At 56.3% G+C, this 22,370-nt stretch carries 19 protein-coding genes; 11 read left to right on the top strand and 8 right to left on the bottom strand.

The window, feature by feature from the left end:
- Positions 1-104 precede the first annotated feature (104 nt).
- The 6 genes from katG to EBL_RS04410 form a co-directional block, all read right to left on the bottom strand.
- Positions 105-2,279 carry a catalase/peroxidase HPI gene (gene katG, locus EBL_RS04435; protein WP_002444363.1) on the bottom strand — a complete coding sequence of 725 codons (2,175 nt, stop codon included), beginning with the start codon at positions 2,277-2,279 and terminating at the stop codon, positions 105-107.
- 447 nt (positions 2,280-2,726) lie between these two features.
- Complete coding sequence (locus EBL_RS04430) at positions 2,727-3,674, bottom strand: carbamate kinase (RefSeq protein ID WP_002444366.1); 948 nt, start codon at positions 3,672-3,674, stop codon at positions 2,727-2,729.
- On the bottom strand, positions 3,674-5,227 hold the full coding sequence (locus EBL_RS04425; protein WP_002444368.1) for a hypothetical protein: 1,554 nt from the start codon (positions 5,225-5,227) through the stop codon (positions 3,674-3,676). Before EBL_RS04425 ends, EBL_RS04430 begins: the two co-directional genes overlap by 1 nt.
- A 58-nt stretch (positions 5,228-5,285) precedes the next feature.
- Entirely contained in the window at positions 5,286-6,701 is a 1,416-nt protein-coding gene (locus tag EBL_RS04420; protein WP_002444369.1) for a YlbE family protein, read from the bottom strand.
- Positions 6,698-8,248 (bottom strand): acyl-CoA synthetase FdrA, encoded by a 1,551-nt coding sequence (gene fdrA, locus EBL_RS04415; protein ID WP_002444371.1) that lies wholly within the window; start codon positions 8,246-8,248, stop codon positions 6,698-6,700. The genes EBL_RS04420 and fdrA overlap by 4 nt, the downstream gene beginning before the upstream one ends.
- A 153-nt stretch (positions 8,249-8,401) precedes the next feature.
- A complete protein-coding gene (locus tag EBL_RS04410; protein WP_337459845.1) occupies positions 8,402-9,040 on the bottom strand; it encodes an ankyrin repeat domain-containing protein in 639 nt (212 codons plus the stop codon).
- 293 nt (positions 9,041-9,333) lie between these two features.
- On the opposite strand from EBL_RS04410, the gene EBL_RS04400 reads away from it, so the two are divergent.
- Positions 9,334-10,317, top strand: a complete 984-nt coding sequence (locus tag EBL_RS04400; protein ID WP_002444375.1) for a LysR substrate-binding domain-containing protein — start codon at positions 9,334-9,336, stop codon at positions 10,315-10,317.
- 70 nt (positions 10,318-10,387) lie between these two features.
- Here EBL_RS04400 and EBL_RS04395 read toward each other — a convergent pair whose 3' ends face one another.
- Positions 10,388-10,783: an H-NS family histone-like protein gene (locus EBL_RS04395; protein WP_002444377.1), complete on the bottom strand. Its 396-nt coding sequence runs from the start codon at positions 10,781-10,783 to the stop codon at positions 10,388-10,390.
- Between the two features lie 592 nt (positions 10,784-11,375).
- On the opposite strand from EBL_RS04395, the gene EBL_RS04390 reads away from it, so the two are divergent.
- On the top strand, positions 11,376-11,825 hold the full coding sequence (locus EBL_RS04390; RefSeq protein WP_002444381.1) for an L-alanine exporter AlaE: 450 nt from the start codon (positions 11,376-11,378) through the stop codon (positions 11,823-11,825).
- 48 nt (positions 11,826-11,873) lie between these two features.
- On the opposite strand, the gene EBL_RS04385 is transcribed toward EBL_RS04390, so the two are convergent.
- Positions 11,874-12,218, bottom strand: coding sequence for a DUF2002 family protein (locus EBL_RS04385; protein ID WP_002444383.1), 345 nt, complete (start codon positions 12,216-12,218; stop codon positions 11,874-11,876).
- A gap of 308 nt (positions 12,219-12,526) precedes the next feature.
- Between EBL_RS04385 and nrdH the strand changes: the two genes are divergently transcribed.
- The 9 genes from nrdH (at position 12,527) to mprA (ending at position 22,319) form a co-directional block, all read left to right on the top strand.
- Positions 12,527-12,775, top strand: coding sequence for a glutaredoxin-like protein NrdH (gene nrdH / locus EBL_RS04380; RefSeq protein WP_002444385.1), 249 nt, complete (start codon positions 12,527-12,529; stop codon positions 12,773-12,775).
- Positions 12,772-13,194 carry a class Ib ribonucleoside-diphosphate reductase assembly flavoprotein NrdI gene (gene nrdI, locus EBL_RS04375; protein ID WP_002444387.1) on the top strand — a complete coding sequence of 141 codons (423 nt, stop codon included), beginning with the start codon at positions 12,772-12,774 and terminating at the stop codon, positions 13,192-13,194. Before nrdH ends, nrdI begins: the two co-directional genes overlap by 4 nt.
- A complete protein-coding gene (gene nrdE, locus EBL_RS04370) occupies positions 13,155-15,302 on the top strand; it encodes a class 1b ribonucleoside-diphosphate reductase subunit alpha (RefSeq protein WP_002444389.1) in 2,148 nt (715 codons plus the stop codon). Before nrdI ends, nrdE begins: the two co-directional genes overlap by 40 nt.
- Before the next feature lie 9 nt (positions 15,303-15,311).
- A complete protein-coding gene (gene nrdF, locus EBL_RS04365; RefSeq protein WP_002444391.1) occupies positions 15,312-16,274 on the top strand; it encodes a class 1b ribonucleoside-diphosphate reductase subunit beta in 963 nt (320 codons plus the stop codon).
- Between the two features lie 346 nt (positions 16,275-16,620).
- Positions 16,621-17,823 carry a glycine betaine/L-proline ABC transporter ATP-binding protein ProV gene (gene proV, locus EBL_RS04360; RefSeq protein WP_002444393.1) on the top strand — a complete coding sequence of 401 codons (1,203 nt, stop codon included), beginning with the start codon at positions 16,621-16,623 and terminating at the stop codon, positions 17,821-17,823.
- Positions 17,816-18,862 carry a glycine betaine/L-proline ABC transporter permease ProW gene (proW, locus tag EBL_RS04355; protein ID WP_002444396.1) on the top strand — a complete coding sequence of 349 codons (1,047 nt, stop codon included), beginning with the start codon at positions 17,816-17,818 and terminating at the stop codon, positions 18,860-18,862. Before proV ends, proW begins: the two co-directional genes overlap by 8 nt.
- Before the next feature lie 65 nt (positions 18,863-18,927).
- The gene (gene proX, locus EBL_RS04350; RefSeq protein WP_002444398.1) at positions 18,928-19,923 is read left to right on the top strand and encodes a glycine betaine/L-proline ABC transporter substrate-binding protein ProX; all 996 of its coding nucleotides are present in this window, start codon (positions 18,928-18,930) and stop codon (positions 19,921-19,923) included.
- A gap of 127 nt (positions 19,924-20,050) precedes the next feature.
- On the top strand, positions 20,051-21,238 hold the full coding sequence (locus tag EBL_RS04345; protein WP_002444401.1) for an MFS transporter: 1,188 nt from the start codon (positions 20,051-20,053) through the stop codon (positions 21,236-21,238).
- Between the two features lie 550 nt (positions 21,239-21,788).
- Complete coding sequence (gene mprA, locus EBL_RS04340; RefSeq protein ID WP_002444405.1) at positions 21,789-22,319, top strand: transcriptional repressor MprA; 531 nt, start codon at positions 21,789-21,791, stop codon at positions 22,317-22,319.
- Positions 22,320-22,370 lie beyond the last annotated feature (51 nt).

Genomic DNA, 22,370 nt, shown 5'->3' with positions numbered 1-22,370 from the left:
ATTTCCCACACAGCAACCGCAGGAGATTCGGGTGAAAAACGCACCGGGAAGGCAGGTAAAAAAAGAGAGGGAAAAAGCGGGCAACCAGGTTGCCCGCTGAGAGGTTATGCGATATCGAAACGGTCCAGATTCATTACCCGCGTCCAGGCGGCAATAAAGTCCTTCACAAATTTCTGGTGGGCGTCCTCACTGGCGTACACTTCCGCCAGGGCACGCAGCACAGAGTTGGAGCCAAAGACCAGGTCAGCACGGGTGGCGGTAAATTTCACCTCACCACTCTTACGATCCCGGGCCTCAAACAGCTCATTATCGCTGCCTTCGATCGGCTTCCAGACATTGCCCATATCCAGCAGGTTAACGAAGTAGTCGTTGCTCAGCGTTCCGACGCGCCCGGTCAGAACCCCGTGCTGGCTACCGTCGAAGTTAGCCCCCAGCATACGCATACCGCCAATCAGCACCGTCATTTCCGGTGCGGTCAGGGTCAGCAACTGGGCTTTATCGATAAGCAGCTCTTCCGTGGTCGGGCCGCCTTCTGCGTCGCGATAGTTACGGAACGCATCCGCCACCGGCTCCAGCACCGCAAAAGATGCGACATCCGTCTGATCCTGGCGCGCATCCACCCGGCCCGGGGTAAACGGCACTTCAGCCGCAACACCCGCCGCTGCGGCGGCTTTCTCGATAGCCACATTACCCGCCAGCACGATGACATCCGCCAGAGAGGCTTTGCCGCTGGCTTTCTGGATAGCTTCCAGCACCGGTAACGCACTGACCGCAACCTGGTTAACTTCCCAGCCACGCTGCGGTGCCAGCGCCAGGCGGGCACCGTTCGCGCCACCGCGTTTATCACCGCCACGGAATGTAGAAGCAGAAGCCCAGGCCACCGAAATAAGCTGGCTGATGCTCAGTTCAGAGGAGGCAATCTTCGCTTTCAGATCGGCAATGTCGGCCTCTGTTGGCTGATGCACCGCCGCAGGTAACGGATCCTGCCACAGCAGATCTTCTTTCGGCACTTCCGGCCCCAGGTAGCGCGCTTTTGGCCCCATATCACGGTGAGTCAGTTTGAACCATGCCCGGGCGAAGGCTTCATTAAACGCCTGCGGATCGTTCAGGAACCGGCGGGAGATCTTCTCAAACTCCGGATCAAGGCGCAGGGTCACGTCTGTCACCAGCATGGTCGGTTTACGCTTTTTACCCGGGTTGAAAGGATCCGGGATGATCTCCGGCCCGTCTTTGGCTTCAAACTGGATAGCGCCCGCCGGGCTGCGGGTCTGGACCCATTCATATTTGAACAGGTTCTCGAAGAAGTAATTGCTCCACTGGGTTGGTGTCTGAGTCCATACCACTTCCAGACCGGATGTGATGGCATCAGCCCCGGAGCCGTTCCCGTAGGTGCTGGCCCAGCCCAGGCCCATATTTTCCAGCGGTGCCGCTTCCGGTGCCGCCCCCACATGGGTTGCCGGGCCCGCGCCGTGGGTTTTACCCAGCGTATGACCACCGGCAATCAGGGCGACGGTTTCTTCATCGTCCATCGCCATATTGTGGAATGTCGCGCGAATAGCCGGCCCCGCAGACAGCGGATCGCCACTGGCGTTTGGCCCTTCCGGGTTCACGTAAATCAGACCCATTTCGGTTGCCGCCAGCGGGTTTTTCGCCAGATATTCCGGATTACGGTGGGCCAGCCAGGTTTTTTCATCACCCCAGTTAACGTCCATATCCGGTTCCCAGACATCCTCACGCCCTGCGGCAAAGCCGAAGGTGCGAAAGCCTGCGTTCTCCAGCGCGACGTTACCCGCCAGCACAATCAAGTCGGCCCAGGAAATTTTCTGACCATACTTTTGTTTAATCGGCCATAGTAAGCGGCGGGCTTTATCAAGGCTTACGTTATCCGGCCAGGAGTTGAGTGGTGCGAAGCGCTGCTGACCACGCCCTGCGCCACCGCGCCCATCTTCCATACGGTAGGTGCCGGCGCTGTGCCATGCCATACGAATAAACAAACCAATGTAACTACCCCAGTCAGCAGGCCACCACTCCTGTGAGTCATTAAGCAATGCTTTGATGTCTGCCTTTAGTGCGGAATAATCCAGTTTCTGAAATTCAGCGCGATAATCAAACGATTCGCCCAGGGGGTTAGAACGGTTGGAGTGCTGATTTAATAAATCCACACGCAGTAAATTTGGCCACCAGTCCAGACTGTTCGTCCCGCCGCCAGCTGCCTGCTTTGGCGCCGTATGATGAAACGGGCACCCGGCTGCTGTCGGCTCACTTCCTGATTTACTCATGACATGCTCCATACTTTTTCTGTTAGGGGACTTTGAGTATATACACCGTAGCGAATAATCATTAATTGGATAAACCTACCAGTGCAATGCGTTTCACCATAACAGTTGATCCAGACCGTTATTAGCCTGGAAATTTCGCATCTTTTGCCTTGCCCTATTAAATACAGCCACATATCAGTGAAGAAATTCATCCCTGCTTCCGAAAATCACAAAATAGAAAACAGATAAAAATCAATTATGTAAAAAACAACTGATTCCAAAAATCCAGAAAGGAAAGATTAAAACAGGCGTATGGCTCAAAAACGAAAGATAAGTGAGATAACACCCACAGAAACAGAGGATAAATGTTAACGTTATCTGCAGTGGTAATTGGCTACAGCCGCCGGGGGCAATATATATAGACAACGCCCCCGGCAAAACAGATATTCGCCGGGGGCGCTATTCAGGTTAGGGCACGATCCGGGTTCCCGCACTGCCGCGCACCGCTGCATTCAGGTGTGCCGGATCGGTAATAATCACCTGCTTACCGCCGCTGCGCAAAAACGCCAGGCTTGCGGCAATCTTCGGCTGCATACTCCCGGCCGGGAAGTGGCCCTCTTGCAGGTACTGCTCCATCTCCGCCAGGCTGACCAGGCCCAGCGCTTTTTGCTGCGGCGTGCCGAAGTTAAGGCACACCTTTTCCACCCCGGTGGTGATCACCAGCAGATCGGCGGAAATTTCCGTGGCCAGCAGGGCGCTGGTAAGATCTTTATCGATCACGCCATCAATACTCTGGTAGGCGCCGCCCTCTCCCCGGATCACCGGCACGCCACCCCCGCCCCCGGCAATCACCATATGCCCGTTATGCAGCAGGCTGGCAATGGCCGCAGAGGAAAGAATGCGCTGTGGCCGGGGCGAGGCCACCACCCGGCGGTAACCGCGCCCGGCATCCTCCACAAACTGCCAGTCCGGGTGTCGCCTTGCCTGCTCCAGGTACTCCTGCTCGCTGTAAAACAGCCCTACCGGTTTATCCGGCGCATGAAAGGCCGGATCACCGGCATCCACCTCCACCAGGGTGACCAGGCTCACGGCGCCGGGCTTATCATCCCCGCGGGTGGTATTCGCCAGCGCCAGCTGGAGCTGATACCCCATCCCCCCCTGGGTGAGCGCCACGCAGGCGGCCAGGGGCACCGGGGGCAGATCCTCATGCTGGTGGGCAAGCTCTGCGCGCCGCAGCTCCAGCCCCACCTGGGGGCCGTTACCGTGGGTGATAACCACCCGGTGCCCCGCCGCCTGCACATCCGCAATACTGGCCGCCAGCTGATCCATCGCCTGCTGCTGGCGGTCACCGGCGATATCCTGTGGCGACTGCACAATACTGTTACCGCCAATGGCCACAACCGTGAGTAACCCCATTATTCACCCTCCGCCACGGCCGGTGCCGGTGCAGGTGCGGTGGACTCCCGCCGGTTAAGCACATGTTTGACAACAAACAGCACCGACACCATCAGATAAGCCGTGACAAACCACAGGGATGTCCCCTGGGCGAAACCCACCGCCGGGGAGTGGATCACCCCGAACAGCACCAGTATGGCGCCGCCAACCCCGGCCAGCGCGCCGCGTAGCGGTTTATCGGTAATGGCAAAAATCGCAATGCATCCCCACAGCATACTGGCCAGCGGTGCCCCGCTGCCCAGGTGAACCAGCCCCTGGTAATAGACGCCCTTGCCGTGCAGCACATCCAGCCCCAGCGCTGCCGCAGAGGTACCGGCGGCATTCATCACGCTGTTCACAATGCTCAGCGCCCAGTTGGCTATCCACGGAAACATACAGATGAAAATGACCGGCACTTCCGGTTTTGGCGTCTCCCGCACCACCTGGTTGGCGGTCACTATGCCGATAAACACCAGGATCGGGACAATCGCCGTCATCGGGATCACCGCCAGCATAAACGCCCCGAGCCCGAACAACGGCACAATAAACATGGTCACCCCGGAGGCCAGGGTATAGGCGATCCTCGCCCCCATCGCCTTCCAGCCTGCGTGCCCCACATACACGGTCACCGGGAACGGGTTGCCCAGCATGCAGCCCAGAATGGAAGAGAGCCCGTTTGCCATCATCACGTTGCGTGTGTTGTAGGGATCCCCCGCGGCGTGCGCACTTTCGATATTCTCCAGGTCAAAAATATAGTTCGCCAGCCCCAGGGGCACGGCAGACGCCAGGTACGGTAACGCGTGGGGCAGCCCCTGCAGGAAGCTGTCAATATGCACCCCGGGCGGGTTAAACCCCAGCTCCCCGAGGGAGTGTTTAATGTCATCCGGGCTTTGCAGCCCGGAAAGCCAGGCAAGGAGTGTCCCGGCAATAAGCAGCAGTAACCCGGTCGGGATCCGGGCGAAAATCGGCTTTTTGCCAAACCAGTTAATGAAGATAAGCAACAGCACAATAAACGACACGGTAGGCGCCTCAAACGCCTGCAGCATGGGGTTCATGGCCAGCAATAACAGGCCAAGGCCCGACAGGCAGGACAGCAACACCGTGCGCGGGATCATCCGGCGAATGGCATCACCCACAAACGCCCCGCCCGCAAGGATAAGCGCCTCCACAAAGCACCAGACCAGGCCAATCTGAATGGCGAAGTCCGCATCCCCGGTTTGCTGGTACACCGGCATCAGCACCAGAAAGGTGACGGTGAAGATAGACGGCGCACTGGGGCCGGAGGGCAGCGCCGTCACATCCTGGCGCTGGCTCTGGCGCGCCATGTTAATGCCAAACCAGGTATAACACAGGCTGGCAGCCAGCACCGCCACGCCAAATGCCGGGGCGATGCGCCCGTACACAATCTCCTTAGGGATCCCCACCACAAAGATAAGCAACCCCATCATGGTCAGTAAATTGGTCAGATTATTGGTCATCAGCCCAAAATAAGCCGCCCAGTCACCGCGCTTCCACTCAAGTATTCTTCCATTCATGATGACACTCTCTCAGATAAGTTACCGGGTATCTGGCGATACCCGGTGTCGCTCAGGGTTAGCAATAGCGCTGACAGAACTGCTCCAGGGCCTGCTCAAAACAGCGGAAGGGAGGGTAGACAATACCGGCACCAATCATGCCGATGCCCGGCTCCCGGTGAGCAATCGCCGTGTTGATAACCGGCAGGATCCCGGTCATTAAGACCCGCCGGATATCAATGCCGCTGGGAATACCGCGAAAGCCCAGCAGGGGAACGGTAATATTCGGGTTTTCACCGAGGGTGATTTCGGCCATTTTTCGCGACCAGGCAATGGCCTGCTCAACCGAGCCCCCCACCAGCGGCACAATGGCGGGGGCGGCAGCCATCGCAAAACCGCCAATGCCGTAGGTTTCCGTAATTGCGCTGTCGCCAATATCCAGCCCGGCATCTTCCGGGCGATACCCGGCGAGCATGGGCCCGGTCACCACCCCGGCCGGTCCCGTAAACCACTGGCCGGGCAGGCCGCTAATCCGGATCCCGAACTCCACCCCGTTGCGGGCCATGGTGGTCACCACGGTGCTGTAATCAATCCCGGCGGCGGCATCCAGCGCTGCTTTACACATCGCCATCCAGGTGGGGCCGGAGAAATACTCACTGCTGGCAATAAATTCAAACACCTGGCGCTGGTGCTCTGTGGGGTGGCTGGTCTGGATAATCCACGGGGTTAACGCCTGGGCCAGCAGCGCGGTGCCCGCGTTATTGCGGTTGTGGCACTCGTCCCCCATATGCAGCGCCTGCGAGAGTAACAACCGGAGATCTATCTCTCCGGCCAGGCGCATGGCATCACGCAAGACGGGCCCCAGCACATCGCGCATCCAGTTCAGGCGCGCAATCACCGTGTGATCGTTGGCCCCCATACGCAGAATTTTTGCCATCTGCTCGCTGAGGTTGGTATAAGCGCGGTTGCCAAAGGTACGGTTCTCGACAATATGCATAAACATCGATGCGGACGTCACACCCGCCATGGAGCCCACGCAGTCATGCTCATGGCAGGGGGAGAAGGTAATCTCCCCGGAGGCCGCCAGCGCTTCGGCCTGGGCAATATTTTCCGCCAGCCCCTCAAACACCAGAGCCCCGGTCACGGCGCCGCGCATCGTGCCGCTCATCTTTTCCCAGCTCACGGGGGGCCCGGCGTGCAGCAAGGTGGTGCGGGTCATACCCGGCACCACATTGATGGCCTGATCAAAGCCGACCAGCACCGGGTGTGACTCCAGAATGCGCGCCAGCGCCTGCTGGTTTGCGGCGGCTATCCGCTCTGCTGTCGCGGGGTGCTCCAGCGCATCCAGCATGGCGACAATCCGGGGGTTCCCCTGGCCCGGCGGGGTCCAGTCCAGATCCAGCACCGGCACATGCTGCTGGCGCAGATCATCAGCAAACAGAGGAATGCCGAGGTTAATAACCTGTAAGGGATGTTCAAAGAGTGACTGGCTCATACGCTCTCCTGCGTTTTCGCGACAAATTCCCGGGCCAGCAGCCCGGCGTTCGTGCTGCTACTGGCCCAGATAACGCCTGCGGCAGTTAGCTTTTCGCACTGCTGGTGCAGCGACGGCGAATCCAGATCGGTCCCCAGCACGTAGCCCACCATCACCAGAGGGCGGTTTTCCGCAGCGGCAATGGCCTGGGCCTCGCGGATTGCCGGTAACATGACGCCGACCGGATCCTCGTGCGCCCCAAACCCGAGGATAAAATCCATCAGGATCACGCCCACTTGCGGATCCCGGGCCTCCTGTAACAGGCGCTCAATGCGGGAAGAGGGATCGATCATCGGGTGCGGCTTACCGTCGGTGAAGGCGTCATCGCCAAAATCAAGGAAGCTGTGGCCGCGCCCCGGATCCCGGGGGGCCAGGCGAAATGCCGGATCAGGGTGGATATTGCTGTACACGTCGGTGTATTTTTTCATGGCGAGGAACATGGCCTCGTCACACAGGGTGCCGCCGCAAAACAGCCCGCGGATATAGCGCTGCGGGCCTGCCAGCACCGCTCTTATTTCGTGGATCAACGGCCAGTTCAGCGGGTGGAGATCAAGGCTGTTTTCATCCACGCCACTGGCCTGCATTGCCCTGATAGCCGCCTGTTTCGAGGAGGCAGCAAACACAAGCCCCGGCTCATCGTCTGGCGGCGTACCGGGCCCGGCAAACCAGATAACCACCGGTTTCTTAACCGCTCTGGCCCGGGCAATAATCCTGTCGGCCACGGCCGCCGCTGGCGGTTTGGAGATCAGTACAATGGTCCGGGTTTGTGGATCCTGTGCCAGCATCTCCAGGGCATCCAGCATCATCATGCCGCCCACCGCCTCGCTGAGATCGCGCCCCCCGGTGCCTATCAGTTGCGAAATGCCGCCGCCGAACTGGTGCAGCTGAACGCTCACTTCCTGGCTCCCGGTGCCGGAAGCCGCAATGATCCCTACCCCGCCCTGACGCACCCGGTTACCAAACCCCAGCACGCTGTGGTTAATGATGGCGGTGCCGCAGTCTGGCCCCATCAGCAGCAGCCCTTTTTCATGGGCCAGATGCTTGAGCGCCACTTCATCTTCCAGGCTGATATTGTCCGAAAACAACATGACGTGCAGACCACTGAGCAGCGCCTGGCGCGCTTCCCGCACCGCGTAGATACCGGGAACGGAGATCAGCGCCAGATTACTTCCGGGCTGCTGCTGCATGGCGGTGGACAGGGTCGCGCAGCGCACTGCGGGCCCCTCCTGCTGGCCTGGCGAGGTGAGTAGCTTTTCAACCTCGGCCAGTGCTGCCGTGTTCGCCTCCGGGCTGGAGCCTTCCAGGACAATTAAGAGATCGCTGGCGCACGCGTCGTTTGTCTGCGCCGGGTCCACCCCCATATCCTTTAACAGGTTTTTATTAATTTCCGTTCCCATAGCAATAAACGCCCGGTTAATATCCGGGAGGTTATTCGCCTGGGTCGAAAATGACATTAAAGAAATAGAGTCAAAATAAGTGTTCTTTTTGATAACCACGCTAACAGGCATATTTCCCTCATCAGAATAAAAGGGTCAGAAAGCACTTTCAGGAAGAAAGTGCCGTGACATTATCTGTTCATGGTATATATCCGGAATAAAATAGAAAAAGCGGTAACGTCAGTTATCCGGGTATCGTATTTACCACCATAAATAAATAATACTTTATACCGCTCCGGCGGCTATAAGCCGGGCCGCGATCTCCCTGAATCCCCGCTCTTTTGCCAGCGTCAGGGGCGTTTTACCGTATTTATCAGTCATATTCGGATCGGCGCCGTGGTCCAGCAGCAGCGCAATAATTTGCTGCTGGCGCTCGCCGCCGTCATTCAGCACAATGGCCTCCAGCAGCGGTGTCCAGCCCACAAAATTGGTGTGGTTTACATTGATATCGGTGCGGCTTAACAGCTCCCGGACCACCTCCAGATGCCCTTTTTCACAGGCCGGGGTCAGCCCCACGCCGCCAAAGCGCGTCAGCCGGGTGAGATCGGGCCCGGCGGGCAATACCAGGCGCAGTAACTGCACGTCATTAGTCAGGCAGCTAATTAAAAACGGGTTAAGGCAGATATTATCCTGCTGATTGATATCCGCCCCCTGCTCAATCAGCCAGGCAACACAATCATAATGCTGGTGCAAACTGGCAAGAATGATGGCGCTACGGCCCATTTGATTTGTCGCATTAATATTTACCCCCGGCGATAACGCCTGTTTCAGCGCCGGGAGAGCGCCCTGTTCTGCCGCGTGGAGTAACGGGTTAATAATATTAGCATCGGTCATGTTCACCTCCTGATTATCAGATAAAAGCATAACCTGATAACGCAGGAATAAAATCATTTTAAAACCTATTTACCCGCACCGGGCTGATTATCAAACGCCATTCAAAAATAGAATAAAAGCGTGCCGCACAACAATATTTCACTTATTTCATAAAAACGACGACGCCAGTAAGCGGTATTTCCCACATATTTAAAAAAGAGAGCGTCAGGGATCTGATAATCATATAAATAGTAGAATCCCCCATTGATACTGCCCAGCAGTCGCGCTGGTATAGGGGCCTTATGCCAGCCGGCATCACCTTCCGAATATCAGGCGCAACGACCATGCACTCCATTTTTACTGAAGAAAACTTGCTGACGTTCTGCGCTGCCGCACGCTGCGGAAGTTTCAGTAAAGCCGCCATTGAGCTGGGGCTCACCACCTCTGCCGTCAGCTACGCCATTAAGCGCCTGGAGGCCGGGCTTGACGCTACGCTGTTTACCCGCAATACCCGCCATATTGAGCTGACCGAGGCCGGAGGCTACTTCTACCGGAAGGCCACCGAGCTACTGAACCACTTTGATGATACCCGCCACGCCATCGACACCATTGCCCGGGGAGTGGAGGCCAGAGTACGCATCTGTATTAACCAGCTGCTTTACACGCCGCAGCATACCGCCCGCCTGTTACAGGTGCTGAAGCAACACTTTCCCACCAGCCAGATTACAATCATCAGTGAGGTGTATAACGGTGTCTGGGATGCGTTTATCAACCATCAGGTGAATATCGCCATTGGCGCACCGGACACGCTGCTTTCCGGCGGCGGGATAGACTACACCGATATTGGCGTGATCCGCTGGGTGTTTGCGATTGCGCCGGATCACCCCCTGGCGCGGCTGCCGGAGCCCCTGCCGGAACACCTGCTGCGTCAGTACCCCAATATCATGGTGGAAGACACCGCCCACACCATCAACAAAAAAGTGGGCTGGCTGCTCCACGGCCAGGAGAGCATCCTGGTGCCGGATTTTAATACCAAATGCCAGTGCCAGATTCAGGGGGACGGTATTGGTTTTTTACCGGAATATATGGCCCGCAACGCCAGCGAAGCGGGCCGCCTGGTGATGCGAAAAATCCGCAACCCGCGCCAGGACTCGCCAATGTTACTGGCCTCGCGCCGGGCAACATCGGGTTATGTCACCCAGTGGATAAGACAACAGTTTTTACCCGGCGGCATCCTGGCACAAATATACCGGGATTTATTACACCCCCAGGGAAGCGATATCGCCAATAAAGAGAGCGCAGCGCGCAAGCGTTATCAGGGAAATTAGCACCGGGTAAAATATCTTTATTATTATGCCATTACATATAAATATCGCCCGATATTATCGGGCTGTAAAATTACAATAAAAAATCGTCCAGTGATTTACCCGCCGCAACAGCCTGGGCAATCGGTTTTGGCATACGCCCCTGCCCGGTCCAGGTTTTCTCTTCTCCACTGGCATCCTGATAACGATATTTCGGTGCGCGGGGTTTATTCTTTTTGGGGGCCTTTTCATCAGCGGACACGATCAGATCGCGGGGGCTGATACCGTCTGATTCCATCAGCTCCAGCCAGGTGCTGAGCTTCTCTTCGTGCTCCCGGCGCGCCTGCTGTGCGGCAAGCTGCTCCTGACGTTTTTCTTCAGTGACGATCCTGAGTTTTTCCAGCATTTCTGCAAGCACGTCAATGGAGAAATCGCGGCTGTGAGCCCGTAATGTACGAATATTATTTAATGCCTGTAACGCCTGAGACATATTCCCTCTTAATTTACTACCTGAAAAAAATGAGCGGCTAAGATACTTAATTATCTTATTCATTACCAGCCGCATGCTTATTATGAGCCGATATTTTGAACAAAACAGAAAGATTATTTCGCATGATAATCCGGCCAGCCCATTACGGTCCTGATCTTAATTAACACAAATTTTACTGCCCTGAAATTCGCCACCAATAACCCCCCGCCCATATACCGTGAGCCCCGGAATACGGATATTTTTCAGCCAGCCACTGGGGGGCAAAATACCCGGCCACACCCCCGCCCGCAGCACCTGACACCGGCGTGCTAACCTCAACCGCAGGTTAACCTGTAGCTTATTTGTACGATAAATTTCTATTACAATGATTTTTAATGAAAAAAATAATTTAACCAACAAAAATGGGGAAACTGTTCACAATGCGTGCGGAGCGGAGCATTTTGTCTACCAAAAGATGTTAAATAAAAATTTAACACTAGTTGAAAGAAAAGAACCAGAAATATACTCTATTCATCAAGCAACAAACCAACCGTTAAAACTCCAAAACACGTTACTTCACGTTATTTATTACTGAGCCTGGAGCGATACTGATATGTTCTCCCGTGAATCCCGCCTGCGTCACGCAGCAGCCGACATCTTCGCCATGGTGGTGTACTGCTTTATCGTGGGAATGGCGATTGAAATCTTAATGTCCGGGATGACATTCCAGCAGTCGTTATCGTCGCGCCTGGTGTCAATTCCGGTGAATATCCTGATAGCCTGGCCCTACGGGCTCTACCGGGATGGCTTTATGAAGCTGGCAAAACGTGGGGGAAATGCCGGGTGGATGCGTAACCTTGCGGATATTACGGCCTATGTGACTTTCCAGTCACCGGTTTACGGGGCGATTTTGTGGTCCGTGGGGGCAGATACGCAGCAGATTATCGCGGCTGTCAGCTCTAACGCCCTGGCCACTATGCTGATGGGAGCTGCTTACGGGTACTTCCTGGATTACTGCCGCCGCCTGTTCCGGGTTCAGGGGTATGTGGCCAGCCGCGCATAAGCGCGGTCATCTGTGGCGAAATAAGACTGGCCGTCGCCAGTCTTATTATCAGTGCTGCTCGCCAAATAATCCGCTCAGGTATCTTTCCAGCGCAATGCGCGAACTAAAACCATGAGGAATACCGTAGTGCTCCTGGCTGTTACCCCCGGCACACAGCGGAAACTGTTCGTAATGATCACAGGTCTTGGTTTCTGACGCGGGCTCCGCCAGTGAGCTACTGCGTTCTTTCAGCATCGGGTGGATAACCAGCGCGGTACGCCCCATGCGGGCCTCACGGTTCACATATACGTAATTATCCCCACGGCGGTATCCATAGGCTTTTGGTGTAACAACGTCCATGGTAAATCCTGATTTCTCCAGAACGCGAGCCACCTCATCAGGTCGTAAATACATTCTCATTCCTCATTATTTTTTTTACTGCTTTATAACACTACTCTATTGAGCATTAGCAAATCTTTCGGAAAAGTCCATAAACATTCGCCACAGGCCCGATAACGTCTACACTTAGCCGCCTTTTTTGCCCCGGGTGAGATGGCCCCTTCCCATGCCGCACCACCGGAAAACCGGATTTTTACCATAAAGCACCATATATAGAGTGGTTGAACTTCACACCAACTACATCTAGTATCTGAGGTTCAGGTTTACCAGACCACGACGCACTCCCTGCGCCGCGATTGTCACCTTAAGTGGAAATACAAATCATGCGCATAACGATTTACACTCGCAAAAACTGTATCCAGTGCTACGCCACCAAAAAGGCGCTGGAGGGACGCAATGTGGACATTGACATGATAAGCCTTGATGACCACCCGGAGGCGGCGGACGCATTGCGCCAGCAGGGCTTTCGCCAGTTGCCGGTGGTGATAACCGAGCATGAAAGCTGGTGCGGGTTCCGCCCGGATATGATCAACCGGCTGTGTGCCGCCACCCACCAGCGCGTCTACCTGTGAGCCACCTGGTCTACTTCTCAAGCAGCTCCGAAAATACCCACCGCTTTATTCAGCGCCTGGGGCTTCCGGCGCTGCGTATCCCCCGGGAGGCCGGTGAACAGCTGGCGGTCTTTGAGCCTTTTATTCTGGTGGTGCCCACCTGGGGAAACGGCGGTATTGCCGGGGCCGTTCCGGCCCAGGTTATCCGCTTTCTCAATATTCCCCGCCACCGGGCGTTGATCCGCGGCGTTATCGCCAGCGGTAACCGTAATTTCGGGGCAGCCTACGGACTGGCGGGCAAGATTATCGCGCAAAAATGCCGGATCCCTTTTTTGTATCGCTTCGAGCTGATGGGCACCCCTGAGGATCTTGATAACGTGCGAAACGGAGTAACCCAATTTTGGCAACAACAACCCCAACCCCGCAGTCTGACGCCCTGAGCCAGGACTACCACGCCCTGAACGCGATGCTTAACCTGTTTGACGAGGCCGGGAAAATCCCCTTCGACAAAGACAAACAGGCCATAGAAGCATTTATGACCTGCCAGGTGCTCCCCAATACCCGGACCTTTCCGGATGTGGACAGCCGCCTGAGCTGGATGGTTAGCGAAGGTTATTACGATCCCGGGGTCCTCGCCCACTGGCGCCCGGCGTTTATCACCCGGCTGTTTCACACGGCCGGTGAATATCACCACCAGTTCAGTACGTTTCTCGGCGCCTGGAAGTTCTACACCAGCTACGCGCTGAAAACATTTAACGGCGAACAGTGGCTTGAACACTTCACTGACCGGGTGGTTATGGTGGCGTTAACCCTCGCCCGGGGCGATGAGACCCTGGCCCTGCGGCTGACGGATGACATGCTCACGGGGCGCTTTCAGCCTGCGACCCCCACCTTCCTGAACGCAGGGCGCCAGCAGCGCGGTGAGCTGGTCTCCTGCTTTCTGCTGCGTATTGAAGACAATATGGAGTCCATTGGCCGGGCGGTAAATGCCGCGCTGCAGCTCTCCCGGCGCGGGGGCGGCGTAGCGTTTTTGCTTTCCAGCCTGCGGGAGGCCGGAGCCCCCATTAAGCGTATTGAAAACCAGTCTTCCGGGGTGATCCCGGTCATGAAAATGCTGGAGGACGCCTTCTCCTACGCCAACCAGCTTGGTGCCCGCCAGGGGGCGGGGGCCGTTTATCTGCACGCCCACCACCCGGATATTCTGCGCTTTCTGGATACCCGGCGGGAAAATGCCGACGAAAAAATCCGCATTAAAACCCTCTCGCTCGGGGTGGTGATACCAGATATTACCTTCCGGCTAGCCCGGGATAACCAGCAAATGGCCCTGTTCTCGCCTTATGATGTCGCCCGGGTGTACGGGAAAGCCTTCGGGGATATTGCCATCACCCCGCTGTACCAGACCCTGCTGGAAGATACCCGCATTCGCCGCCAGTACATCAGCGCCCGCGGCTTCTTCCAGCGCCTGGCGGAGATCCAGTTTGAGTCCGGCTATCCCTATATCATGTTCGAGGATACGGTTAACCGGGCCAACCCCATTGCCGGGCATATTAATATGAGCAACCTGTGCTCAGAAATCCTCCAGGTCAACAGCCCCTCAGAGTATGAAGACAACCTGGATTACCGCCATACCGGGCAGGATATCTCCTGTAATCTCGGCTCGCTGAATATTGCCCACGCCATGGACGCGCCAGACTTTGGCCGCACCGTTGAAACCGCCATTCGCGGGCTGACCGCCGTATCAGAGATGAGTGATATCCGCTCAGTGCCTTCGGTGGCGGCGGGGAATGCGGCCTCTCACGCCATTGGCCTGGGGCAGATGAATTTACACGGTTATCTGGCCCGGGAAGGCATTCTGTACGGCTCTGAGCAGGGGCTTGATTTTACCAATATCTATTTTTACACCGTGACCTGGCATGCGCTGCGCGCCTCCTGTGCCCTGGCAAAAGAGCGCGGCCAGCGGTTTGCCGGGTTTGAGCACTCGGCTTACGCCAGCGGCGACTATTTCCGCCGCTACACGGAGCAGCGCTGGCAGCCCGCCACGCCAGAGGTAGCCGCCCTTTTTGCCCGCGCCGGGATAACCATTCCGGATCAGGCCATGTGGCGCCAGCTGCGCGACGAGGTGATGCAATACGGGATCTATAACCGCTATCTTCAGGCGGTCCCCCCGACGGGCTCTATTTCATATATTAATCACGCCACGTCGAGTATTCACCCGATTGTCTCGCCCATTGAGATCCGCAAAGAGGGGAAAACCGGCCGGGTCTACTACCCTGCCCCCTGGCTGACCAACGAAAACCGCCACCTCTACCAGGATGCCTACCAGATAGGCCCGGAGAAGATTATCGACACCTATGCCCAGGCCACGCAGCATGTGGATCAGGGGCTGTCGCTGACCCTGTTCTTCCCGGATTCCGCCACCACCCGGGATATCAACAAAGCCCAGATTTATGCCTGGAAGAAGGGCATAAAAACGCTCTATTACATCCGCCTGCGCCAGACAGCGCTGGAAGGCACCGAAGTTACCGGCTGTGTTTCCTGCGCCCTTTAAGGATATGTTATGACGCCACTTAACCGCATCAGCGCTATTAACTGGAATAAAATCCAGGACGAGAAAGACCTTGAAGTATGGAACCGGTTAACCACCAATTTCTGGCTGCCGGAAAAGGTGCCGCTATCCGGGGATTTACCCGCCTGGCAGACCCTGACTCCTGCGCAGCAGCAGCTGACTATCCGGGTCTTTACCGGCCTGACACTGCTGGACACCATCCAGAATACGGTCGGGGCGCCGTCATTACTGGCGGATGCCATCACCCCCCACGAAGAAGCGGTGCTCACCAATATCAGCTTTATGGAGGCGGTCCACGCCCGCTCTTACAGTTCGGTGTTTTCCACCCTGAGCCAGACCCGCGACGTAGACGCCGCCTACCAGTGGAGCGAAGAAAACGCCGCCCTGCAGCGCAAAGCGGCGATTATTCTCAGCCACTATCAGGCCGATGATGCAGGGAAGAAGAAAATCGCCAGCGTGTTCCTCGAATCCTTTCTGTTTTACTCCGGGTTCTGGCTCCCCATGTACTGGTCCAGCCGGGGGAAGCTCACCAACACGGCGGACTTAATTCGCCTGATCATCCGCGACGAGGCCATCCACGGTTATTACCTCGGGTATAAGTTCCAGAAAGGGCTTGCCGGAGCCAGCCCCGGGCGGCGCGAAACGCTACAGGCGTTCGCCCTTGAACTGCTGATGACCCTGTACGAAAACGAAAAGGAATACACCGCCGATCTGTACGCCGGAACCGGGTTTGAAGAGGATGTGAATCACTTCCTGTGTTACAACGCCAATAAAGCGCTGATGAACCTGGGGTTTGAGGCCATCTTCCCCCCCGAAATGGCGCAAGTGAACCCGGCTATCCTTGCCGCACTTTCGCCGGGGGCCGATGAAAATCACGACTTTTTCTCCGGCTCGGGATCCTCCTACGTAATGGGCACCGCCATAGAGACGGAAGATCAGGACTGGGACTTTTAACCCCCGGGCAATAACGGTAATTAGCCGGAAAATATTCCGGCTATTTCCCGCATATTAATAATGGAAATTAACGGCCCCTGCGGGTAATTATCTCAGTAAAGAGAGCATGTAATCACTACGCCACCAGGCTAAATATCTCATCCCGTCGTAAAAAATATTCCGCACATTTACATTTGCGCTCAGCCCTTATATGGCGGGGGATCACCCCACATTCGGGCACAGCACACTTTGCTTATAATCAAATTAGAGGGTTGCCTCAGCATCTCAGTATGTTAGGGTATATGGCGAGTGTCATATTCCATCAGGATGATAAATATATCGATAAATACAGGAAATAGTTTATTGCATGGCAATTAAATTAGAAGTCAGAAATCTTTATAAAGTATTCGGAGACAACCCACAGCGGGCATTTAAATATATCGAACAGGGGCTTTCCAAAGAGCAAATTCTGGAGAAAACCGGCCTCTCACTCGGCGTTAAAAACGCGAATCTGACCATTGAAGAAGGCGAGATCTTCGTCATTATGGGGTTATCAGGCTCTGGTAAATCCACCCTGGTTCGCCTTCTCAATCGCCTGATTGAACCCACCCGCGGCCAGGTACTGATTGACGGGGAAGACATTGCCCGTATTTCAGATGCCGCCCTGCGTGAGGTGCGCAAAAAGAAAATCGCGATGGTATTTCAGTCATTCGCCCTTATGCCGCATATGACGGTGCTGGATAATACCGCCTTTGGTATGGAATTAGCCGGAGTACCGCTGCGCGAGCGTCAGGAAAAAGCGCTGGATGCCCTGCGCCAGGTGGGGCTGGAAAATTATGTCCACGCCTGGCCGGATGAACTTTCCGGCGGAATGCGCCAGCGTGTCGGATTAGCCCGGGCGCTGGCAATAAACCCGGATATATTACTTATGGACGAGGCATTCTCTGCGCTCGATCCCTTAATTAGAACTGAAATGCAGGATGAATTAATCAAACTGCAGGCCAGACATCAGCGCACTATTGTCTTTATTTCTCACGACCTCGATGAGGCAATGCGTATCGGCGACCGGATTGCCATTATGCAAAACGGCGAGATTATTCAGACAGGCACCCCTGATGAAATTCTCAATAACCCGGCCAATGATTATGTCCGCACCTTTTTCCGGGGTGTGGATATCAGCCAGGTATTCAGCGCGAAAGATATTGCCCGCCGCAGCCAGGCCGGAATTATCCGCAAAACCCCGGGAGTTGGCCCCCGCTCGGCACTGAAACTCCTTCAGGATGACGACCGGGAATATGGCTATGTGATTGAACGGGCGCAAAAATTTATTGGCATTGTCTCCATTGACTCCCTGAAAGCCGCACTGGCCGCAGGCCAGGGGCTGGACAGCGCATTGCTGGAAAGCCCGCAGCCTGTCAGCGCAGAAACCCCACTGAACGAGCTGCTGGGCCATGTGGCCCAGGCACCGTGCGCAGTGCCGGTAACAGGCGACGATCAGCAATACCTGGGGGTTATCTCCCGGGGGTGCCTGCTACAGGCATTAGACAGAGAAGGAGCGACCAATGAGTGAACAAGCAAACCCGTGGGATACGGGCAGTGCCCCGGCAGCTGATGCCTGGGGAGCCCCCGACGCCCCCGCGCACAGCGGTGCCGCAGACTGGCTGCACAACGCCCCGGCCCCCAAGGCCGAACATTTCGACATTCTGGATCCATTCCACAAAACCCTGATCCCGCTGGACAGCTGGGTCACTCAGGGGATCGACTGGGTGGTTATCCATTTTCGCCCCCTGTTTCAGGGGATCCGTATGCCGGTGGATTATATCCTCAGCGGCTTTCAGCACCTGCTACAGGGCATGCCTGCCCCGGTGGCGATTATTCTGTTCGCCCTGATAGCCTGGCAGATGACCAGCCTCAGTATGGGGGTCGCGACCCTTGTTTCGCTGATCCTGATTGGCCTTATCGGCGCCTGGTCCCAGGCGATGGTCACCCTGGCTCTGGTGCTGACCGCGCTGCTGTTTTGTATCGTCATCGGCTTACCGCTGGGGATCTGGCTGGCCCGCAGCCCGGGTGCGGCAAAAGTGATTCGCCCGTTACTGGACGCCATGCAGACCACTCCGGCATTTGTCTATCTGGTGCCCATTGTGATGCTGTTCGGTATCGGTAATGTGCCGGGGGTAGTGGTCACCATTATCTTTGCCCTGCCCCCTATCGTGCGCCTGACCATCCTCGGGATAAACCAGGTGCCGGAGGATCTGATTGAGGCGGCCCGCTCCTTTGGCTCCAGCCCGCGCCAGATGCTGTTTAAGGTGCAGCTGCCGCTGGCGATGCCCACGATCATGGCCGGGGTAAACCAGACCCTGATGCTGGCGCTGTCGATGGTGGTTATCGCCTCAATGATAGCTGTAGGCGGCCTGGGCCAGATGGTGCTGCGCGGCATTGGCCGGCTCGATATGGGCCTGGCCACCGTGGGCGGGGTCGGTATTGTCATACTGGCTATTATTCTCGACCGCCTTACCCAGTCCGTTGGCCGCAACGCCCGGGCAAAAGGCAACCGCCGCTGGTATACCACAGGCCCCGTCGGGTTAATCACCCGCCCGTTTGTAAAATAACCCCTATAAACACAGCTGCGGCGCCCGCGCCGCCCTGTCACCCGATTAACAAGAAGGAATCAACGATGCGACAGACAGTCCTTTTCGCCACCGCCTTTGCGACCCTACTTTCCACCAGTGCTTTTGCCGCCGATTTACCGGGCAAGGGCGTTACCGTGGTGCCGGTACAGAGCACCATTTCAGAAGAGACCTTCCAGACGCTGCTGGTCAGCCGCGCCCTGGAAAAACTCGGCTATACCGTTAAACAACCCAGTGAAGTTGACTATAACGTTGCCTACACCACCATCGCCGCCGGGGACGCCACCTTCCTCGCCACCAACTGGAAACCGCTGCATGACGATATGTACAGCGCCGCTGGCGGGGATAATAAATTCTACCGCGCGGGCACCTTTGTCAGCGGTGCGGCACAGGGGTATCTGATCGATAAAAAAACCGCCGATAAGTACAAGATTACCCGTATCGACCAGCTTAAAGATCCGGCCCTTGCCCGGCTGTTCGATACCAATGGCGATGGCAAAGCCGATATGACCGGCTGTAACCCGGGGTGGGGCTGCGAGGCGGTAATCAACCACCAGCTCAGTGCCTATGGCCTGGATAAAACCGTGACCCACAACCAGGGTAACTATGCGGCCATGATGGCGGACACCATCACCCGTTATAAAGAAGGCAAGCCGGTGCTGTACTATACCTGGACCCCGTACTGGGTGAGCAACGAACTGAAACCGGGCAAAGATGTGGTCTGGTTACAGGTTCCTTACTCTTCCCTGCCGGGCGAGCAGAAAAGCATAGAGACCAAATTACCGAACGGCGCGAACTACGGCTTCCCGGTGAACACCATGCATATTGTTGCCAATAAAGCCTGGGCGGAGAAAAACCCCGCCGCCGCGAAACTGTTTGCCATTATGCAGTTACCCATCGGCGATATTAACGCCCAGAACGCCATGATGCATGACGGTAAAGCCTCAGAAAGCGATATCGAAAGCCACGTTGACGGCTGGATAGCCGCCCACCAGGCACAGTTCGATGGCTGGATCCAGCAGGCTGCCGCCAGCGCGAAATAACCCCTCCCCTCAATACCGGCCGGGCTCCATGCCCGGCCGGTGTGCACTCCCCGCAACCTGACTGTTCTGGCATCTCTTCGCAGATCGATTATTATCTGTGAACAATTTTTCAGAGCCTCATCACATAATGACCAGACAACACGCGGGCCTGAGCCCGGCACTTACGCTGTTAATGTCCGTTGCCACGGGCCTTTCCGTTGCCAGTAACTACTATGCCCAGCCGCTGCTGGACACCATCGCGAACGCGTTTGGCCTGTCGGTTAATCAGGCCGGGTTTATCGTTACCGCCGCCCAGCTCGGTTATGCGGCCGGATTGCTGTTTCTGGTTCCGCTGGGCGATATGTTTGAGCGCCGGGCGCTGATTGTCACCATGACGCTGCTCTCCGCCGGGGGCCTCTTCATTACCGCCACCAGCCAGACCCTGGGGATGATGATCCTCGGCACGGCGCTGACCGGCCTGCTTTCGGTGGTCGCCCAGGTGCTGGTTCCCCTGGCGGCGACTCTCGCCTCAGCGGATAAGCGCGGCAAAGTGGTGGGTACCATCATGAGCGGCCTGCTGCTGGGGATCCTGCTGGCAAGAACCGTGGCCGGGCTGCTGGCAGATCTGGGCGGCTGGCGCACTGTCTACTGGGTCGCCACCGTGCTGATGGTGCTGATGGCCCTTGCCCTGTGGCGCGGGCTGCCGGTTGTTCCCCAGAATAATCAGCTTAACTACCCGCAACTGCTGGCGTCGGTCTTTCGCCTGTTTCGCACCCAGCCCCTGCTACGCACCCGGGCGCTGTTAGGCTGCCTGATTTTTGCCAATTTCAGTATTTTGTGGACCTCCATGGCGTTTCTGCTGTCGGCTCCGCCGTTTCACTTCTCTGAAGGGGTGATTGGCCTGTTCGGCCTGGCGGGGGCTGCTGGCGCGCTGGGGGCCAGGCCCGCAGGCGGAATGGCCGATCGGGGTAAAGCGCACCACACCACGACCTGGGGCCTGCTGCTACTGCTGCTCTCCTGGGGGGCAATTGCGCTCGGGCAGTTCTCGGTACTGGCGCTGATTGTCGGTATTCTGATCCTCGATCTCACCGTACAGGGGGTGCATATCACCAACCAGAGCGTGATTTACCGCATTGCCCCGGATGCCCGTAACCGGCTGACCGCCGGGTATATGACCAGCTATTTTATCGGTGGTGCCGCCGGATCGTTACTCTCTGCCAGTGCCTACCAGCACGGGGGGTGGAACGCGGTTTGCCTCGCGGGGGTGATTGTCGCGCTGCTGGCGGGTTTCGTCTGGTGGCGGGGCTATCATCAGCAATCGGATATTTCTGAATAGGGTATTGAAAAAACGGGAGAATTTTTTCATTTTCAGCGGGCCGGGGCTATAAAGCTGACACCTACTCTGATAATGTGGCATGTATCTATTCACGTATGTGATTTTTACTACAGTTATGACGATCAGGTAGTATGGACAGCTCCGTTACCCCAGCCCCGTCACGCCCGCCCCGGAAAAGCGACTTTTCTGAGGGTACTGCAGACCGCCTGCCTGTTGTTACCCGCTACCTGCCAGCCGCCCTTGCTTTCCTGCTGAATGCCACCCGCGGCTGGCGTCTTACCCGCTACATCCGGTATTGCCACTCTCTGCGCAGTGCCGGTGGTTTATTGCGCTCTGAACGTGTCCGGGCGGAATGCCTCGTCCCCGGCAGCCGTGTTGACCCACGGTACAGCATAATAATTCCAGTATTGCTGAGCGCAGTAACCTACAGATTAATCCGGAAACGTATGGCAGTGCTGTAACCACGGTGCTGATGTACCTATATACACGTTTACTTTATTTGTCACATTGGTTACTATGTCGACTGTAATTAATTGAGGTTATACCCAAAATGGATAGTTCGTTTACTCCCATTGAAAAAATGCTAACGTTTCGCGCCAGTCGCAGCAGTGAATTTCCGTTCCAGGAAATTTTGCTGACCCGTCTCTGTATGCATATGCAAGGGAAATTGCTGGAAAACCGCAACAAGATGCTTAAAAATCAAGGGATTAACGAGACGCTGTTTATGGCGCTGATAACGCTTGAGTCCCAGGAGGACCTGAGCATTCAGCCCAGCGAGCTGAGTAGCGCACTGGGATCATCCCGCACTAACGCTACCCGTATTGCTGATGAGCTGGAAAAGCGCGGCTGGATCGAACGCCGCGAAAGCGATAACGATCGCCGTTGCCTGCATCTGCACCTGACAGAAAAAGGCCAGCAGTTCCTGCGTGAAGTGCTTCCTCCCCAGCATCTGTGTTTACATCAGTTATGGTCTGCCCTGACTGAAGAGGAACAATCCTCGCTGGAGAAAATCACACGTAAACTGCTGATCCGGCTCGATGAAATGGATAACCCTGCATCCCTGGCGGATATATCCCGCTAGTGCTTCTCCTCCTTTTCTGATATCTAGACTCTTCCCGACTCAGGCCAGCGA

Origin of the sequence: Shimwellia blattae DSM 4481 = NBRC 105725 (assembly GCF_000262305.1) — a bacterium.
Lineage (GTDB): Bacteria > Pseudomonadota > Gammaproteobacteria > Enterobacterales > Enterobacteriaceae > Shimwellia > Shimwellia blattae.
The sequence above is the reverse complement of the archived record's forward strand: the minus strand, read 5'-3'. Positions and strand labels throughout refer to the sequence as shown.

What these genes read in the sequence shown, in the direction of transcription:
- katG (WP_002444363.1), bottom strand. Translation starts at nt 2,279, where the DNA reads ATGAGTAAATCAGGAAGTGAGCCGACAGCAGCCGGGTGCCCGTTTCAT.
- EBL_RS04430 (WP_002444366.1), bottom strand. Translation starts at nt 3,674, where the DNA reads ATGGGGTTACTCACGGTTGTGGCCATTGGCGGTAACAGTATTGTGCAG.
- EBL_RS04425 (WP_002444368.1), bottom strand. Translation starts at nt 5,227, where the DNA reads ATGAATGGAAGAATACTTGAGTGGAAGCGCGGTGACTGGGCGGCTTAT.
- EBL_RS04420 (WP_002444369.1), bottom strand. Translation starts at nt 6,701, where the DNA reads ATGAGCCAGTCACTCTTTGAACATCCCTTACAGGTTATTAACCTCGGC.
- fdrA (WP_002444371.1), bottom strand. Translation starts at nt 8,248, where the DNA reads ATGCCTGTTAGCGTGGTTATCAAAAAGAACACTTATTTTGACTCTATT.
- EBL_RS04410 (WP_337459845.1), bottom strand. Translation starts at nt 9,040, where the DNA reads ATGCTTTTATCTGATAATCAGGAGGTGAACATGACCGATGCTAATATT.
- EBL_RS04400 (WP_002444375.1), top strand. Translation starts at nt 9,334, where the DNA reads ATGCACTCCATTTTTACTGAAGAAAACTTGCTGACGTTCTGCGCTGCC.
- EBL_RS04395 (WP_002444377.1), bottom strand. Translation starts at nt 10,783, where the DNA reads ATGTCTCAGGCGTTACAGGCATTAAATAATATTCGTACATTACGGGCT.
- EBL_RS04390 (WP_002444381.1), top strand. Translation starts at nt 11,376, where the DNA reads ATGTTCTCCCGTGAATCCCGCCTGCGTCACGCAGCAGCCGACATCTTC.
- EBL_RS04385 (WP_002444383.1), bottom strand. Translation starts at nt 12,218, where the DNA reads ATGTATTTACGACCTGATGAGGTGGCTCGCGTTCTGGAGAAATCAGGA.
- nrdH (WP_002444385.1), top strand. Translation starts at nt 12,527, where the DNA reads ATGCGCATAACGATTTACACTCGCAAAAACTGTATCCAGTGCTACGCC.
- nrdF (WP_002444391.1), top strand. Translation starts at nt 15,312, where the DNA reads ATGACGCCACTTAACCGCATCAGCGCTATTAACTGGAATAAAATCCAG.
- proV (WP_002444393.1), top strand. Translation starts at nt 16,621, where the DNA reads ATGGCAATTAAATTAGAAGTCAGAAATCTTTATAAAGTATTCGGAGAC.
- proW (WP_002444396.1), top strand. Translation starts at nt 17,816, where the DNA reads ATGAGTGAACAAGCAAACCCGTGGGATACGGGCAGTGCCCCGGCAGCT.
- proX (WP_002444398.1), top strand. Translation starts at nt 18,928, where the DNA reads ATGCGACAGACAGTCCTTTTCGCCACCGCCTTTGCGACCCTACTTTCC.
- EBL_RS04345 (WP_002444401.1), top strand. Translation starts at nt 20,051, where the DNA reads ATGACCAGACAACACGCGGGCCTGAGCCCGGCACTTACGCTGTTAATG.
- mprA (WP_002444405.1), top strand. Translation starts at nt 21,789, where the DNA reads ATGGATAGTTCGTTTACTCCCATTGAAAAAATGCTAACGTTTCGCGCC.